The sequence below is a fragment of the Streptomyces sp. enrichment culture genome, assembly GCF_964272855.1.
Classification (GTDB): Bacteria; Actinomycetota; Actinomycetes; order Streptomycetales; family Streptomycetaceae; genus Streptomyces.
The window spans coordinates 4,540,654-4,556,599 of the sequence record NZ_OZ186847.1 but is presented as its reverse complement, the minus strand read 5'-3'; the positions used below and the strand labels follow the sequence as shown (position 1 = coordinate 4,556,599).

Below are 15,946 nucleotides of genomic sequence, written 5' to 3'. Positions count from 1 at the left end.
CACGTCATGTCGCCGTAACCATCGATTCAGACGACCTTGCGACGCTCGGCGAATGAAGCCCGCCGTGCCAGAGCCTTCACCCCCACCCGAGGGGAGCGTTTCCGGGAACGGGACCGCCGGCGCCAGCGCCGCGCTCCCACCCGCCCGCTCCGACGCGCCTGTGTCGCTCCTGGCGCGGAAGAATGGGTTCATGAGCCAGCAGAACGCCCAGGCACCGGTCCAGCAGGTCCAGCACGCACAGCCCTCCGTGGGCTCCATCGCCGCGCACCGCCCGCACACCGTGGCGGCGGCGGTATCCGACCTGGAACCCGACATCGACGCCGACCTCGATGCGTACGAGGAAGCGCGCGTGGACGGTGCCAAGCTGCCCCAGGGCCGGTTCCTCGACCGGGAGCGCAGCTGGCTCGCGTTCAACGAGCGCGTCCTCGAACTCGCCGAGGACCCCGACACCCCCCTGCTCGAACGAGCGAACTTCCTGGCGATCTTCGCCAGCAACCTGGACGAGTTCTTCATGGTCCGGGTCGCCGGTCTGAAGCGCCGCATCGCCACCGGCGTGGCCACCCGGTCCGCCTCCGGCCTCCAGCCGCGCGAGGTGCTGGAGATGATCTGGGCCCGCTCCCGCGAGCTCATGGCCCGGCACGCCGCCTGCTACCACGAGGACGTCGCCCCCGCCCTCGCGGAGGAGGGCATCCACCTGGTCCGCTGGAGCGAGCTGACCGAGAAGGAACAGGCCCGCCTGTTCACCCTGTTCCGGCACCAGATCTTCCCGGTGCTCACCCCGCTCGCCGTGGACCCCGCGCACCCCTTCCCGTACATCTCCGGCCTGTCCCTGAACCTGGCCGTCGTCGTACGCAACCCGGTCAGCGGCCACAAGCACTTCGCCCGCGTGAAGGTGCCGCCGCTGCTGTCCCGCTTCCTGGAGAGCAGCCCCGGCCGCTACGTCCCCATCGAGGACGTCATCGCCGCGCACCTGGAGGAGCTGTTCCCGGGCATGGAGGTGCTGGAGCACCACGCCTTCCGCCTCACCCGCAACGAGGACCTGGAGGTCGAGGAGGACGACGCCGAGAACCTGCTCCAGGCCCTGGAGAAGGAACTCATGCGGCGCCGCTTCGGGCCGCCGGTGCGCCTGGAGGTGGAGGAGTCCATCGACCGGGAGGTGCTGGACCTCCTCGTGCGCGAGCTGAAGATCAGCGAGGCCGAGGTCTACCCGCTGCCCGGCCCGCTCGACCTCACCGGCCTCTTCCGCATCCACGGCCTCGACCGGCCCGAGCTGAAGTACCGGAAGTTCATCGCCGGCACCCACCGCGACCTCGCCGAGGTCGAGTCCGCCTCCGCGCCCGACATCTTCGCCGCCCTGCGCCAGCGGGACGTCCTGCTGCACCACCCGTACGACTCGTTCTCCACGTCGGTGCAGGCGTTCCTGGAGCAGGCCGCGCAGGACCCGGACGTCCTCGCCATCAAGCAGACGCTGTACCGCACCTCCGGCGACTCCCCCATAGTCGACGCGCTCATCGACGCCGCCGAGTCCGGCAAGCAGGTCCTCGTCCTGGTCGAGATCAAGGCCCGCTTCGACGAGCACGCCAACATCAAGTGGGCGCGCAAGCTGGAGGAGGCCGGCTGCCACGTCGTCTACGGCCTCGTCGGCCTGAAGACCCACTGCAAGCTGTCGCTGGTGGTCCGTCAGGAAGGCGACACCCTGCGGCGCTACAGCCACGTCGGCACCGGCAACTACCACCCGAAGACGGCCCGCCTCTACGAGGACCTGGGCCTGCTCACCGCCGACCCGCAGGTCGGCGCGGACCTGTCCGACCTGTTCAACCGCCTCTCCGGCTACTCCCGCCGGGAGACGTACCGCCGCCTCCTCGTGGCCCCCAAGTCGCTGCGCGACGGCCTGGTCTCACGGATCAACAAGGAGATCCAGCACCACCGCGCCGGACGTCCCGCCTACGTCCGCGTCAAGGTCAACTCGATGGTCGACGAGGCCGTCATCGACGCCCTGTACCGCGCGTCCCAGGCCGGCGTGCCCGTCGACATCTGGGTGCGCGGCATCTGCGCGGTGCGGCCGGGTGTGGCGGGCCTTTCGGAGAACATCCGGGTCCGCTCGGTCCTCGGCCGGTTCCTCGAACACTCCCGGATCTTCGCCTTCGGCAACGGCGGCGAACCGGAGGTCTGGATCGGCAGCGCCGACATGATGCACCGCAACCTCGACCGCCGGATAGAAGCCCTGGTCCGGGTCGTCGACCCGGCCCACCGTGCCGCGCTCAACCGGCTGCTGGAGACCGGGATGTCCGACTCCACCGCCTCCTGGCACCTCGGGCCGGAGGGCGAATGGACCCGGCACGCGACGGACGGGGACGGCGGACCCCTGCGGAACATCCAGGAGATGCTCATAGACGCCCGGAGGCGCCGGCGTGGCACAGCGACACCTTGACCCCATGGCCGGTCCCGTGACGGGGGACGCTCTGGCGGGCTATCTGCGCGCGCAGGCCACGGAGTTCCTGCGCGCGCTGCGCCAGCACCGCGAGACCGGCACCGGCCCGCACGACTCGCTCGACGCGGCCCGGGCACTGCGCCGCTCGGCCCGGCGCATCAGCGGCAGCCTCCACACGTTCCGCGCGCTGCTGGACACCGACTGGTCCGAGGGCATGCGCCCCGAACTGGCCTGGCTGTCCGGCACCCTGGCCCTTGAACACGCCTACGCCTCCCGCCTGGAACGCCTGCTGAACGCGTTGCACCGCCTGTCGGGTTCGACGGCGTTCCCGGGCCAGGCCACCGTGGCCGAGACCGTCAGAGGGAGCCGTACCGCGGGGGCGGCACGGGCGGGCGCGGCGGCACCCGGCAACGCCGGCACCCCGGCGCCCGCGGAGCGCGGCAACCTCACCGTGGGCGCCGCCAAGGCGGGCGCCCTCCTGGACCGCCAGCTCACCCTCGCCCGCACCCGCGCCCACTCCACCGCCCTCCAGGCCCTCGGCTCCTCCCGCTTCCACGCGGTGGCTGACAAGGTCGCCGTGCTGGCCAGCGAGGTCCCCCTCGACACCGCCGCGACGACCACGGACCTGCGCCCCCTCGCGGCCGCCGCCGAGGAACGCCTCAGGGACGCCGTCACCGCCCTGCCCCTGGTCACCGCGGGCAGCCCGTACAACGCGGAGGCGCTGATCCACGGCCTCTCCCCGGACCCGGCCCCGCACCCCCAGGACGCCCCGTGGCACCAGGTCCGCCTGCTGCTGCGCCTGCACCGCTACGCCCGCGAGGTCGTGGAGGGCGACAACGCGCCCGTCGACGTACGCCTGCTGACCGCCGGTCAGTCCCTCAACCGGCACCGCGACGCCTCGGAGGCCGCGGCGGCTGCGGCAGCGGCCGCCCGCACCCCGCGCATCGCCCCGGCCACCGCCTACGCCCTCGGCGTCCTGCACGCCGACCAGCGCCACGAGGTGGAGGCGGCCCGGTTCGCGTTCCAGCAGTCCTGGCAGATGCAGACGGTGGGCACACCGTGACCGGCCCCGCCGACAGCACCCCCGTCCAGGCCGCGGGCTGCGTCCTGTGGCGCCGCTCGCCGGTGGACGGGGAGCTGGAGCTCTGTCTCGTGCACCGCCCGAAGTACGACGACTGGTCGCACCCCAAGGGCAAGCTGAAGCGCGGCGAGGACCCGCTGGCCGGCGCCCTGCGCGAGGTCGAGGAGGAGACCGGCTGCACGGCGACACCCGGCGCCGAGCTGCCGACCCTGCACTATCCGGTGGGCGGCCGCTCCAAGCAGGTCCGTTACTGGGCGGCCGAGGCCGTCTCCGGCACCTTCACCCCGACCACCGAGGTCGACCACGTCCTGTGGCTCTCCCCCGCCGCCGCCCGCGAGCGGCTGACCCAGCCCCGCGACCGGGAACTCGTCGACGAACTGCTGGCCGCCCTGCGCCTGGCCTGACGCGCGGGCTCACGCCTCGTCCGCATGTCCCGCCCCGTCCGTCCGCGCCTGGCTGCGCGCCCGGCGGGCGGGTCCCCGCCAGCCGCAGCTGCACCGCGCCACACAAAACGGCCCCTGCTCCACCGTGGTGATCCGGTGTTCCGGATGGTTCCGGCCAGGGGCGTACCGTTCCTGCTCGGTCACACCGGACACAGTACCCAGGCAAGGTGAACGAACCGCGAGAGTCCCGTGCCGCCCCGCTCCGCCCCCGGCCGCGTGACGGCCCAACCTACCCGTCGTTAACCGGACGACAGGGGGCCCTTGACGGACGGACGGCTGGGGGTAGGCAGGGATGGCGGAGCGGCAGCACGGCAGGGCGGGCGGCACGGTCCTCGCGGCGGGGTTCATGGCCTGCGTCTGTCTCACCACGTCGGGATGCCAGAGCAGCGGCGCGGCCGCCGACGACGGCCGGCCCGCCGCCGACCCGCTCCCCGCGCTCCGCCAGGCCGCCGCCGCCCTGGTCGACGCGGGCACCTCCAAGGCGATCACGTCGATGGAGATGGCCACCGGCGGCACCCGCGTCACCATCCGCGGCGAGGGCGTCTACGACTACACACGCGCCGTCGGCCGGCTGAAGGTGCTGCTCCCGCAGGACCCGGCGGGCCGGGCCGAGCGCCGGCCCATCACCGAGCTGCTCGCCCCGGGCGCCCTCTACATGAAGAACCGGGGCGCGGGCGTCCCGGCCGACAAGTGGGTCCGCGTCGACACGGCCACCCTCTCCGACGGCAACCTGGTCACGGGCGGTGCCACCGATCCGCTCGCCGCGGCCGAGGTGCTGCTCGGGACGCGGACGGCGACGTACGTCGGCCGTACCGAGGTCGGGGGCGCGCCGGTCCGGCACTACCGCGGCACCGCGGACCTCGCCGAGGCCGCGAAGAAGGCCTCCCCCGGCGGAAAAGCGTCCCTGGAGGCGGCGGCGAAAGGGTTCGCCACGTCCGAGGTCCCGTTCGACGTCTTCCTCGACGACGAGGGCCGCGTCCGCAAGGTCCGGCACCGCTTCAGCTTCGTCAACGGCAGCCGGAAAGCCACGGTGGCGGTCGCCTCGACGACCCTGCTGTACGGCTTCGGCACCCCCGCCGACGTACGGCTGCCGCCCGCCGAGGACATCTACGCGGGCCGGATCGCCGAGGAGTGACCGGCTGGAACTAGCCCGTCCGTGCCATGCGCGGTGCGTAGGCCGCTCCCTACTCTAGGAAGCCGGTGACGGCAGAGAAGAGGTGACGCACGTGGCTCCGCTCGGCGGTACGGCAGTACAGGACCACGTGGCCCTCGCCGAGATCGAACTGTGCGGAGAGCTGATCATCGCGGCCTCGGCCGCCGAGGACCGGCTGAGCATGGAGAGCATCGACCAGGTCCTGCGAGTGGCCGAGGAACGCGCCCGCGCCACCGAGGCGTAGTGCCCGCCGCGGCGCCGTGGCGCCGCGGTGCTGTCAGGTGCGGTGCTGTCAGGTGCGGAGCATCCGACCGATGGCCTTGGTGGCCTCTTCCACCTTGGCGTTGATCTCGTCCCCGCCCTTGAGGGCCGCGTCCGCGACGCAGTGCCGCAGGTGCTCCTCCAGGAGCTGGAGGGCGAAGGACTGCAGGGCCTTGGTGGAGGCGGACACCTGCGTGAGTATGTCGATGCAGTAGACGTCCTCGTCGACCATCCGCTGCAGGCCGCGGATCTGCCCCTCGATGCGGCGCAGCCGCTTCAGGTGCTCGTCCTTCTGGTGGTGGTACCCGTGGATGCCCCGATCGTGATCGGTCACCACGGCGTCCGCGGCGCCCTCAGCGGAGACCTCCCCGGGGACCTCGGTAGGCAGACCGGCGCCGGCCTCGGTGGTCGTCATAGCACCCTCCATCTACATACCCCTGCTGGGTATATCGTAACGGACTTTGCCGGGTATGGGCCCCTTGCCGACAGGACGGACCCGACCCCGTGCGCCGCCCCCGTGCCGACAACTCTGCCTGATGGGCGACACTGGGGGACGGCCCATTAGCCGTGGCCGGATGATGCGCCTAGCATCAGCCTGACCGAAACCGATGCATACCGAGGACCCCACGTGCGCTTTCGTCTGACCCCCAGGGAGACGAGCTTCTACGACATGTTCGCCGCATCCGCGGACAACATCGTCACGGGCTCGAAGCTCCTGATGGAACTGCTCGGGGCGGACACCTCCGCCCGGGCCGAGATCGCGGAGCGTATGCGGGCAGCGGAACACGCGGGTGACGACGCGACGCACGCGATCTTCCACCAGCTGAACTCCTCCTTCATCACGCCCTTCGACCGCGAGGACATCTACTCCCTCGCCTCGTCCCTCGACGACATCATGGACTTCATGGAGGAGGCCGTCGACCTGGTCGTCCTCTACAACGTCGACGAGCTGCCCAAGGGCGTGGAGCAGCAGATCGAGGTCCTGGCGCGGGCCGCCGAACTCACGGCCGAGGCCATGCCCAACCTGCGCACCATGGACAACCTCACCGAGTACTGGATCGAGGTCAACCGCCTCGAGAACCAGGCCGACCAGATCCACCGCAAGCTGCTCGCCCACCTCTTCAACGGCAAGTACGACGCCATCGAGGTGCTGAAGCTCAAGCAGATCGTCGACGTCCTCGAAGAAGCCGCGGACGCGTTCGAACACGTGGCGAACACGGTGGAGACCATCGCCGTCAAGGAGTCCTGAGGCGTCGATGGACACCTTTGCTCTGGTCGTGACCATCGGGGTCGCGCTCTTCTTCACGTATACGAACGGCTTCCACGATTCGGCGAACGCGATCGCCACGTCCGTGTCGACGCGCGCACTCACCCCGCGGGCGGCGCTCGCGATGGCGGCCGTGATGAACCTCGCGGGCGCCTTCCTCGGTTCCGGGGTCGCCAAGACGGTCAGCGAGGGGCTGATCGAGACGCCCGAGGGCTCCACCGGCATGGGGATCCTCTTCGCCGCGCTGGTCGGCGCGATCGTCTGGAACCTCGTCACCTGGTACTTCGGACTCCCCTCGTCCTCCTCGCACGCGCTGTTCGGCGGCATGGTGGGCGCGGCACTCGCCGGCGGCACCACCGTCTACTGGGACGGCGTGCTGGAGAAGATCGTCATCCCGATGTTCGTGTCGCCGGTGGTCGGCCTGCTGGCCGGCTACCTCGTGATGACCGCGATCCTGTGGATGTTCCGGCGGGCCAACCCGCACAAGGCCAAGCGCGGCTTCCGCATAGCGCAGACGGTGTCGGCGGCGGGCATGGCGCTCGGCCACGGCCTCCAGGACGCCCAGAAGACGATGGGCATCGTGGTGATGGCCCTCGTCATCGCCGACGTCGAGGACTACGGCGACCCGATCCCGGTGTGGGTCAAGATCGCCTGTGCCGTGATGCTGTCGGCGGGCACCTACGCGGGCGGCTGGCGCATCATGCGCACGCTCGGCCGCAAGATCATCGAACTCGACCCCCCGCAGGGCTTCGCCGCCGAGACCACCGGCGCGACGATCATGTTCGGCTCCGCCTTCCTCTTCCACGCGCCGATCTCCACCACCCACGTCATCACCTCCGCCATCATGGGCGTGGGCGCGACGAAGCGGGTCAACGCGGTGCGCTGGGGCGTGGCCAAGAACATCGTCCTCGGCTGGTTCATCACCATGCCGGCCGCGGCAGCGGTGGCGGCCATGTCGTACGGCTTGGTCTACCTGGCGTTCCTGTAACCCACCCGCCGAGCACAGACACCAGGGCGGCGCCCACCCAACCCACGAACGCCGGGGTCAGCGGGCGCCGCCCGCAGAAACGACGTACCGGCAACGAACAGGCCCGCCCCCCGGGAGCCAGGGGGCGGGCCCTTGTCGCCTCGCGGTGGCACCGCCATGCAGCACCGCGAGGGGTCCATGTGGACGGCTGGATCAGCCGAAGCGGCCGGAGATGTAGTCCTCCGTGGCCTGGACGGACGGGTTGGAGAAGATCCGCTCCGTGTCGTCGATCTCGATCAGCCGGCCGGGCTGGCCGACCGCGGCGAGGTTGAAGAACGCCGTGCGGTCGGAGACCCGCGCCGCCTGCTGCATGTTGTGCGTCACGATGACGATCGTGAAGCGCTCCTTCAGCTCCCCGATCAGGTCCTCGATCGCGAGCGTCGAGATCGGGTCGAGGGCCGAGCACGGCTCGTCCATCAGCAGCACGTTCGGCTCGACGGCGATCGCCCGAGCGATGCACAGCCGCTGCTGCTGACCGCCGGAGAGACCGGAGCCCGGCTTGTTCAGGCGGTCCTTCACCTCGTTCCAGAGGTTCGCGCCCTTGAGCGACTTCTCGACGATGTCGTTCAGCTCGCTCTTCTTGTAGTTCCCGTTGAGCCGCAGCCCCGCCGCCACGTTGTCGAAGATCGACATCGTCGGGAACGGGTTCGGCCGCTGGAACACCATGCCGACCTCGCGCCGCACCGACACCGGGTCGACCCCGGTCCCGTACAGGTCCTCGTCGTCGAGCAGCACCTTGCCCTCGACCCGCCCGCCGGGCGTGACCTCGTGCATGCGGTTCAGGGTGCGCAGGAACGTCGACTTGCCGCAGCCGGAGGGGCCGATGAACGCCGTCACCGAGCGCGGCTCGACGGTCATCGAGATGTCCTCGATCGCCTTGTGGGAGCCGTAGTAGGCGGTCAGTCCGCTTACGTCGATTCGCTTGGCCATGATTGCTTCACTTCCAGAATGCTTGATCGGTCGCCGTTGGCCGCGTCAGCGACCGGTCTTCGGGGCCTTCCAGCGCGCGATGCCGCGCGCCAGCAGGTTCAGGATCATCACGAAGGCGATCAGCGTCAGGGACGCCGCCCACGCACGGTCGAACGCCGCTTCGGCGCCCGCGCTCTGCGCGTACTGCTGGTAGATGTACAGCGGCAGCGAGGCCTGGGCCCCTTCGAACGGGTTGTTGTTGATGAAGGGGTTGCCGAACACCAGCAGCAGCACCGGCGCGGTCTCACCGGCGATACGGGCGACCGCCAGCATGATGCCGGTGGTGATGCCGCCGATGGCGGTGGGCAGGACGACCTTGAGGATCGTGCGCCACTTGGGCACGCCCAGCGCCAGGGACGCCTCCCGCAGCTCGTTCGGTACGAGCTTGAGCATCTCCTCCGTGGAGCGCACGACCACCGGCATCATCAGGATGGCCAGCGCGAGCGAGCCGGCGAAGCCGAAGGGCTGCATCTCGAACATCAGCATGATGCTGAGGATGAACAGACCGGCGACGATCGACGGGATACCCGTCATGACGTCGACGAAGAAGGTGACGGCCCGGGCGAGGTTGCCCCGTCCGTACTCGACCAGGTAGATCGCGGTGAGCACACCGATCGGCGCGGCGATCAGCGTGGCGAGGCCGACCTGCTCCAGGCTGCCGATGATGGCGTGGTAGATGCCGCCGCCCGGCTCCCGGTCGCCGACGAGCCCCATCGAGTGGGTGAGGAAGTAGACGTCCAGCACCTTCAGACCGCGCTGCACGGTCGCCCAGATCAGCGAGGCGAGCGGCACCACGGCGAGCAGGAAGGCGACCCAGACCAGCGCGGTGGCGATACGGTCCTTGGCCTGCCGCCGGCCCTCGACGGCCGAGGCGATGACGTACGTGCCGAGGACGAACAGGATCGCGGCGATCAGACCCCACTGGATCCGGCTGTGCAGGTCGGCGACGACGCCGATGCCCACGCCGAGCGCGAGCGAGCCCGCGGCGATCGCCCACGGGGCCCACTTGGGCAGGCCTGCGCCGCGCAGCGTGCTGGGGCGCTTGTCGTTGAGGACGGCGTGGCTCATGCGTTGGCCCCCGAGTACTCCTTGCGGCGGGCGATGATCGCGCGGGCCGCGCCGTTGACCAGCAGCGTGATGACGAACAGGACCAGACCGGAGGCGATCAGCGCGTCACGGCCGAAGGTGTCCGCCTCGCCGAACTTGCTGGCGATGTTCTGGGCGAAGGTGCCGCCGCCCGCGTCGAGCAGGCTGGTCTGGATCTCGAAGGAGGGGGAGAGCACGGTGGCGACGGCCATCGTCTCGCCGAGCGCGCGGCCGAGGCCGAGCATCGACGCGGAGATCACGCCGGAGCGGCCGAACGGCAGCACGGCCATGCGGATGACCTCCCAGCGCGTGGCGCCGAGGGCCAGGGCCGCCTCCTCGTGCATCTGCGGGACCTGGCGGAACACCTCGCGGCTGACGTTGGTGATGATCGGCAGGATCATGATCGCCAGCAGGATGCCGACCGTGAGCATCGAGCGGGCCGGGCCGCCCTGCCACTCGAAGATGCCGGTCCAGCCGAAGTACTGGTCGAGCCAGCCGAACAGGCCGTTCATGTGCGGGACGAGGATCAGCGCGCCCCAGAGGCCGTAGACGATGGACGGCACGGCGGCGAGCAGGTCGATCACGTAGGCGATGGGACCGCTCAGCTTGCGCGGGGCGTAGTGGGTGAGGAACAGCGCGATGGCGACCGCGATCGGGACCGCGATGACCATGGCGACGATCGAGGAGACCACGGTTCCGAAGGCCAGCACGGCGATGCCGAAGACCGGCGGCTGGGCGCTGGTTTCCCACTCGAAGGTGGTGAGGAAGTTGCCCTCGTCCTCGCTGATGGCGAGGAACGCGCGGTAGGTGAGGAAGACCGCGATCGCGGCCATGATCACCAGCAGCAGGATGCCCGAGCCACGGGACAGGCCGAGGAAGATCCGGTCGCCCGGACGGGTGGCGCCACGGGCGGCGCGCTTGGCCTCGGTCACCACGGGCTTCGTGGGTGGAGGTGCGTCAGTGTTCTTGGTCGTTATGTCCATCAGGTTCTCCGGTCTGCGGAGCCGGACGCGACGTGCGGCTCCTGGCGGCGGTGCACCGGACGGTGCGGGGCCCGGCCCCCTTCCGGGGAGCCGGGCCGCGCACTCAGGTCAGCTCAGGCCCTCGATGGTGGTGCGGACCTTGGTGATGATCTCGTCGGGGATCGGCGCGTAGCCGGCGTCGGCGAGCAGGCCCTGGCCGTCCTCGCTGGCGATGTAGTTCAGGAACGCCTTGGTGGTGGGCAGGGTCTCCGCCTTGTTGCCCTTGTCGCAGACGATCTCGTACGTGACCAGGGTGATCGGGTAGGCGCCGTCGGCCGAGGTCTTGTAGTTGATGTCCAGGGCGAGGTCCTTGCCCTGGCCGACGATCTTGGCGTCGGCGATGGCCTTGGTGGCGCCCTCGGTGGAGGCCTTGACCGGCTCGGCGGCGCCCGTGTCGATGGCGACGACGTCCATGCCCTCGGCGTAGGACAGCTCCATGTAGCTGATCGCACCGGAGACCTGGGAGACCTGCTGGGCCACGCCGGAGGAGCCGGACGCGGACTGGCCGCCCTTGGCCTGCCAGGCCTTGCCGCCCTCGTACTTCCAGTTGTCCGGGGTGGTGGCGATCAGGTACTTGGTGAAGTTGTCCGTGGTGCCGGACTCGTCCGAGCGGTGGAAGGCCTGGATCTTCAGGTCGGGAAGGTCGGCCTCGGGGTTCAGCTTCTTGATCGCCGCGTCGTTCCACTTGGTGATCTTGCCGTCGAAGATCTTGGCGATCGTCGGGGCGTCCAGCACCAGGTTCTCGACACCCGGGATGTTGTAGGCGAGCGCGATCGGGCCGCCGACCATCGGGAGGTCGATGCCCTGACCGCCCTCGCAGACCTCCTTGGAGGCGGCGATCTCCTCGCTGTCCAGCGCGGAGTCCGAACCGGCGAAGGCGACCTGACCCTGGTTGAACGCGGTGATGCCGGCGCCGGAGCCGGAGCCCTTGTAGTTGATCTGGACGCCCTGGCAGGCGGCGGCGAACTGCTTCACCCAGGCGTCGATGGCGTTCTTCTGCGCGGACGAGCCGTCTGCGAGCAGCTGACCCTTGGCGTCGTCACACTGGATCGAGCCGGAGGGCTTGGCGGCGCCCGTCGCGTCGCCGCCGTTGCCGGTGTCGTCGGAGCCGCACGCCGTGAGGGCCAGGGCGCCGGAGACGGCGAGAGCACCGAGGGTGAGGGCCCGCCGGTTCATGCGCTGAAGCTTCACTTTCGGGAGTTCCTTCCGGGAGCCGCCGTCCTGAATCCGGCGGCGTGCGAAGTCTGGGTGTGACGGACGCGGTATCGAGGTCGCGTCCGTCATCAGCAAGGCCGAAATTAGGCAGATCAGGTGAAGCCGCCTATGGCCGGAAGTGAACGGGGGGTGAACCCCTGCGGTCGGTGCGGTTAGGTCACGGAATGCTTACGGGGAGAGCACACGGAGGTTCCGGCAACCCTGACTCCAACCCGCACGTGAGTTCGACAGTGCGGGCCTCGAATGGTGAACAAAAGGGTCATTTGCGTGGAAGCTACACCACATCGTGCGGCCACCGGGAGTACCCGATCGTGTATCGAGCCCCGGTCCGCGCCACAGCGCGTGGAACCCCCGGCCCGCGGGCCCCGTCTCGTTCAACGACAACACGTTGCGGGCGAAGGCGGCAGCACATGGAACGGCGTACGTTCATCGGCGGCGGTACGGCCGCCCTCACGGCGACGGTCTCGGCGGCGGCCTGCAGCGGCGGCACCGGCCGCGCGGAGGCCACGGGCACCACCTCCTCCGCCGCCGGTACGACGGCCCGCACCACGACCACCAAGGCCTCCGCGAGACTCGGCGCCCTCGCCCGCGACCTCGACGGCACCCTGATCCGCCCCGGCGACGCCGACTGGTCCACCGCCCGCCGCCTCTACAACACGCGCTTCGACTCCCTGAAGCCCGCCGGCGTCGCCTACGTCGCCCACGCCGACGACATAGCCACCGCCCTCGCCTACGCCCGCGCCCACGAGATGCGCGTCGCCATCCGCAACGGCGGCCACTCCTACGCGGGCTGGTCCTCCGGCAACGGCCGGCTGATCATCGACGTCTCCGAGCTGAGCCGGGTCCGGGCGAGCGGCGGCTCCGCGGTCGTCGGCGCCGGCGCCAAACTGATCGACGTCTACCGCGCGCTCGCCGCGAAGGGCACGACGATCCCCGCCGGCTCCTGCCCGACCGTCGGCGTCTCCGGCCTCGTCCTGGGCGGCGGACACGGAGTGGTCTCGCGGGCGTACGGCCTGACCTGCGACAGCCTCACCCGGGCCACCCTCGTCACGGCCGACGGCAAGCGGATGACCGCCGACGCCGACCACCACAAGGACCTCTTCTGGGCGCTGCGCGGCGCGGGCAACGGCAACTTCGGCGTCGTCACCGAACTGCACTTCCGCACCCACCCGGCCCCGCAGGCCGTCACCGGCTACCTGACCTGGCCGTGGGCGAAGGCGGCGGCCGTGGTGAAGGCGTGGCAGGAGTGGGGCCCGGACCAGCCGGACGAGATCTGGTCCTCCCTGCACCTCGCCAAGTCGGCGGGCGGGAACCCCACGGTCTCCGTCGCCGCCTTCTCCCTCGGCACCCACGGCGAGCTCCAGAACGCGGTCGACCGCCTCGCCGACCGCGTCGGCGCCTCCGCCTCCTCCGTCTCCCTGCGCCGCCGCTCCTACGAGGAGGCGATGGAGATATACGCCGGCTGCGCCTCCTTCACCTCCGACGCCCAGTGCCACCTCCCCGGCGACGTCCCCGGCCGCGACCCGCAGGGCGCGCTGGGCCGGGAGACCTACACGGCCCGCTCCGACTTCTTCGACCGCTCCATCTCCGCGTCGGGCATCCAGACCCTGCTCTCCCAGATCGGCTCGGTACGGGGCGGCGCGGGCAGCATCGCGCTGACGGCGCTGGGCGGCGCGGTGAACCGCGTCTCGCCGACGGCGACGGCGTTCGTACACCGCCGCTCAAGGATGCTGGCCCAGTACCTCGTCTCCTGGCGGGCGGGCACGTCCGGCACCGACGCCCGGGCGTGGCTGAATACCGCCCATCAGGCGATGCGCCCGCACGCCTCGGGCGCGGCCTACCAGAACTACACGGACCCGACCCTGAAGGACTGGCGCAAGGCCTACTACGGCGACGCGGCCCCGCGCCTGACGAAACTGAAGCGGACGTACGACCCGGGTCGGCTCTTCACGTACCCGCAGGCGCTGTGAGGACGGGCACGAACCTCAGGCGGCGAGGTCCCGCTCCTCCGCCGCCCCGGCGCTCTCCGTGCGGGTGCCCGCGATCACGGCGTCCCGGCTGTCGGCCGACGGCTTGCGGATCAGCCACCCCACGCGCGGCGACCGCTCCATGGCCCTGGCGACCGGCGTGAGCAGCGCCATGGCGACGGGCGAGAGCAGCAGCGCGACGGCGGTGCCGAGCGCGAAGCCACCCACGACGTCCGTCGGGTAGTGCACGCCCATGTAAACCCGGCAGAACCCCTCGAACAGCGCGAGCCCGATCCCGACGAGGCCGAACTTACGGTTGGCGACGAAGAGCCCGACGGCGATGGCCATGGTGATGGTGGCGTGATCGCTGACGAACGAGTAGTCGGTCTTCCCGGTGACGAGCACTTCCAGACCCTCGTGCTCGAGGAACGGCCGGGGCCGCTCCACGAACCCGCGTATCGGCACGTTCACCAGCACGGCGACACCGGCCGCGAGCGGCGCCCACACGAGCGCGGCGACCGAGGAAGCCGCCTCCTCCGCGGACCCGGCCCGTCGACGCCCCGTCCACCAGCACCACAGCACGAGCAGCACGACGGCGAGCAACAGCCCGTACTCACCGACGTACTCCATGACCCGGTCGAACCAGTGCGGCGCGTCCTTGGCCAGGCCATTGATGTCGTAGAGCAGCTCGACGTCGGGGTTCGACCCGGATTGCGCGAGTCCAGCCATGGTGCAGCGGCCCCTTCGTCGTCATCTCACCGGCGCACTCCGTCCATGCGCCGTCTGCCACCCCCGTGGTCTGTAGATCGATCGGCTAGGTCGATGGGCCAGGTCAATCGGCTACGTCAACAGGAACGCACGGTCCCGGCCTCCGCGTTCCACATTCCACTGAATGATCACGCAGACGTTATCGAAGAGAGACACATCGCCGCAGCTCAGGGGTGCACTTCACGCTCGGTTCAAGCCGCTCTCGACTGCCGTCAGACGGCCGAGGGCAACGCTTTTGCGCCATCCTCGGTCACCCTGGTCGCCCCGAAGTACTTACGGGTGTCGATCGGATCGAACCGGATCACGGCGCCCGTGTACGGCGCGTCGATCATGTACCCGCCGCCCACGTAGATCCCCACGTGATCGATGGCCCGCGAGTTGTCCGGATCCGGCGAGAAGAACACCAGGTCCCCCGGCAGCAGCTCCTCCCTGGAGGGATGCGGCCCCGCGTTGTACTGATCGTTCGCCACCCGCGGCAACGTGATCCCCACGCTCTCGTACGCCGCCTTGGTCAACCCCGAACAGTCGAACCGTCCCCCCTGCTCAGGCGTACCGTTCCCACCCCACAGGTAGGGCGTGCCGAGCTTCTTCTGCGCGTAGTGGATGGCACCGGCGGCCTGCTTGGAGGGGTCCAGACGGGTGGTGGGGGCGGCGAAGCTGTCCTCGAGGGTGCGGATCCTCTTCACGTAGTTCTGCGTCTCGGTGATCGGCGGCACGCCGCCTGCCTTTATCACCCGGTAGGCGCCCGCGTTGTAGGCGGCGAGCATGTTGTTCGTGGTGTCGCCCGGCACGTCCTCGACGTACTTCGCGAGTTCGCAGTCGTACGACGCGGCCGATGGAATCGCGTCATTCGGATCCCAGATGTCGCGGTCGCCGTCCCCGTCGCCGTCGATCCCGTGGGTGGCCCAGGTACTGGGGATGAACTGCGCGATACCCCGGGCATCGGCATGACTCACGACGTCCGGATCCCAGCCGCTCTCCTGGTAGAGCTGGGCGGCGAGCAGGGCCGGGTTGATGGCGGGGCACAGGTTGCCCCACTTCTGCACCAGCGGCTGGTACGCGGCGGGCACCGACCCCTTGGCCAGCGTCTTGCTGCCGCCGCTCACTCCGTTGACAAGGTTCCCTGCGACGATGTACACCCCGACGACGAGCAGCATCACGAAGCTCAGGCCCATCGCGAGCGCGACACCACCGGCCACCCATACTTTTCGCACGGCTCAACCCTCCCCCACCGCAGCCCCGTTTACGGGTCTTTC

The 15,946-nt window shown here is 70.2% G+C and carries 15 protein-coding genes; 8 read left to right on the top strand and 7 right to left on the bottom strand.

Going from position 1 to position 15,946, the window contains the following annotated elements; all coding sequences use genetic code 11:
* Positions 1–52 precede the first annotated feature (52 nt).
* From ACSU6L_RS19875 to ACSU6L_RS19855, 5 genes are all read left to right on the top strand, one after another.
* Positions 53–2,431, top strand: a complete 2,379-nt coding sequence (locus tag ACSU6L_RS19875) for an RNA degradosome polyphosphate kinase (protein WP_437058592.1) — start codon at positions 53–55, stop codon at positions 2,429–2,431.
* On the top strand, positions 2,412–3,494 hold the full coding sequence (locus ACSU6L_RS19870; protein WP_437058590.1) for a CHAD domain-containing protein: 1,083 nt from the start codon (positions 2,412–2,414) through the stop codon (positions 3,492–3,494). Before ACSU6L_RS19875 ends, ACSU6L_RS19870 begins: the two co-directional genes overlap by 20 nt.
* Positions 3,491–3,916, top strand: coding sequence for an NUDIX hydrolase (locus ACSU6L_RS19865; RefSeq protein ID WP_437058588.1), 426 nt, complete (start codon positions 3,491–3,493; stop codon positions 3,914–3,916). Before ACSU6L_RS19870 ends, ACSU6L_RS19865 begins: the two co-directional genes overlap by 4 nt.
* Positions 3,917–4,247: 331 nt before the next feature.
* The gene (locus ACSU6L_RS19860) at positions 4,248–5,090 is read left to right on the top strand and encodes a hypothetical protein (RefSeq protein ID WP_437058586.1); all 843 of its coding nucleotides are present in this window, start codon (positions 4,248–4,250) and stop codon (positions 5,088–5,090) included.
* Between the two features lie 82 nt (positions 5,091–5,172).
* Positions 5,173–5,352: a hypothetical protein gene (locus tag ACSU6L_RS19855; protein ID WP_073941749.1), complete on the top strand. Its 180-nt coding sequence runs from the start codon at positions 5,173–5,175 to the stop codon at positions 5,350–5,352.
* Positions 5,353–5,400: 48 nt separating this feature from the next.
* On the opposite strand, the gene ACSU6L_RS19850 is transcribed toward ACSU6L_RS19855, so the two are convergent.
* Entirely contained in the window at positions 5,401–5,784 is a 384-nt protein-coding gene (locus ACSU6L_RS19850) for a metal-sensitive transcriptional regulator (RefSeq protein WP_437058584.1), read from the bottom strand.
* A 213-nt stretch (positions 5,785–5,997) separates the two neighbouring features.
* On the opposite strand from ACSU6L_RS19850, the gene ACSU6L_RS19845 reads away from it, so the two are divergent.
* Positions 5,998–6,618 (top strand): DUF47 domain-containing protein, encoded by a 621-nt coding sequence (locus ACSU6L_RS19845; RefSeq protein WP_073941751.1) that lies wholly within the window; start codon positions 5,998–6,000, stop codon positions 6,616–6,618.
* A 7-nt stretch (positions 6,619–6,625) separates the two neighbouring features.
* Positions 6,626–7,624: an anion permease gene (locus tag ACSU6L_RS19840; RefSeq protein WP_437058581.1), complete on the top strand. Its 999-nt coding sequence runs from the start codon at positions 6,626–6,628 to the stop codon at positions 7,622–7,624.
* 192 nt (positions 7,625–7,816) lie between these two features.
* On the opposite strand, the gene pstB is transcribed toward ACSU6L_RS19840, so the two are convergent.
* From pstB to pstS, 4 genes are all read right to left on the bottom strand, one after another.
* Positions 7,817–8,593 (bottom strand): phosphate ABC transporter ATP-binding protein PstB, encoded by a 777-nt coding sequence (gene pstB / locus ACSU6L_RS19835; protein WP_073941753.1) that lies wholly within the window; start codon positions 8,591–8,593, stop codon positions 7,817–7,819.
* Between the two features lie 45 nt (positions 8,594–8,638).
* The gene (gene pstA, locus ACSU6L_RS19830; protein WP_437058579.1) at positions 8,639–9,700 is read right to left on the bottom strand and encodes a phosphate ABC transporter permease PstA; all 1,062 of its coding nucleotides are present in this window, start codon (positions 9,698–9,700) and stop codon (positions 8,639–8,641) included.
* The gene (gene pstC / locus ACSU6L_RS19825) at positions 9,697–10,701 is read right to left on the bottom strand and encodes a phosphate ABC transporter permease subunit PstC (protein WP_437058577.1); all 1,005 of its coding nucleotides are present in this window, start codon (positions 10,699–10,701) and stop codon (positions 9,697–9,699) included. The genes pstA and pstC overlap by 4 nt, the downstream gene beginning before the upstream one ends.
* Before the next feature lie 108 nt (positions 10,702–10,809).
* Positions 10,810–11,931, bottom strand: a complete 1,122-nt coding sequence (gene pstS, locus ACSU6L_RS19820) for a phosphate ABC transporter substrate-binding protein PstS (RefSeq protein WP_437058575.1) — start codon at positions 11,929–11,931, stop codon at positions 10,810–10,812.
* Between the two features lie 434 nt (positions 11,932–12,365).
* Here pstS and ACSU6L_RS19815 point away from each other — a divergent pair, with 434 nt between their 5' ends.
* A complete protein-coding gene (locus tag ACSU6L_RS19815; protein WP_437058573.1) occupies positions 12,366–13,925 on the top strand; it encodes an FAD-binding oxidoreductase in 1,560 nt (519 codons plus the stop codon).
* Positions 13,926–13,940: 15 nt separating this feature from the next.
* Here ACSU6L_RS19815 and ACSU6L_RS19810 read toward each other — a convergent pair whose 3' ends face one another.
* The gene (locus ACSU6L_RS19810; protein ID WP_437058571.1) at positions 13,941–14,651 is read right to left on the bottom strand and encodes a phosphatase PAP2 family protein; all 711 of its coding nucleotides are present in this window, start codon (positions 14,649–14,651) and stop codon (positions 13,941–13,943) included.
* 251 nt (positions 14,652–14,902) lie between these two features.
* Positions 14,903–15,865, bottom strand: a complete 963-nt coding sequence (locus tag ACSU6L_RS19805; protein WP_437064973.1) for an NlpC/P60 family protein — start codon at positions 15,863–15,865, stop codon at positions 14,903–14,905.
* Positions 15,866–15,946: the final 81 nt, after the last annotated feature.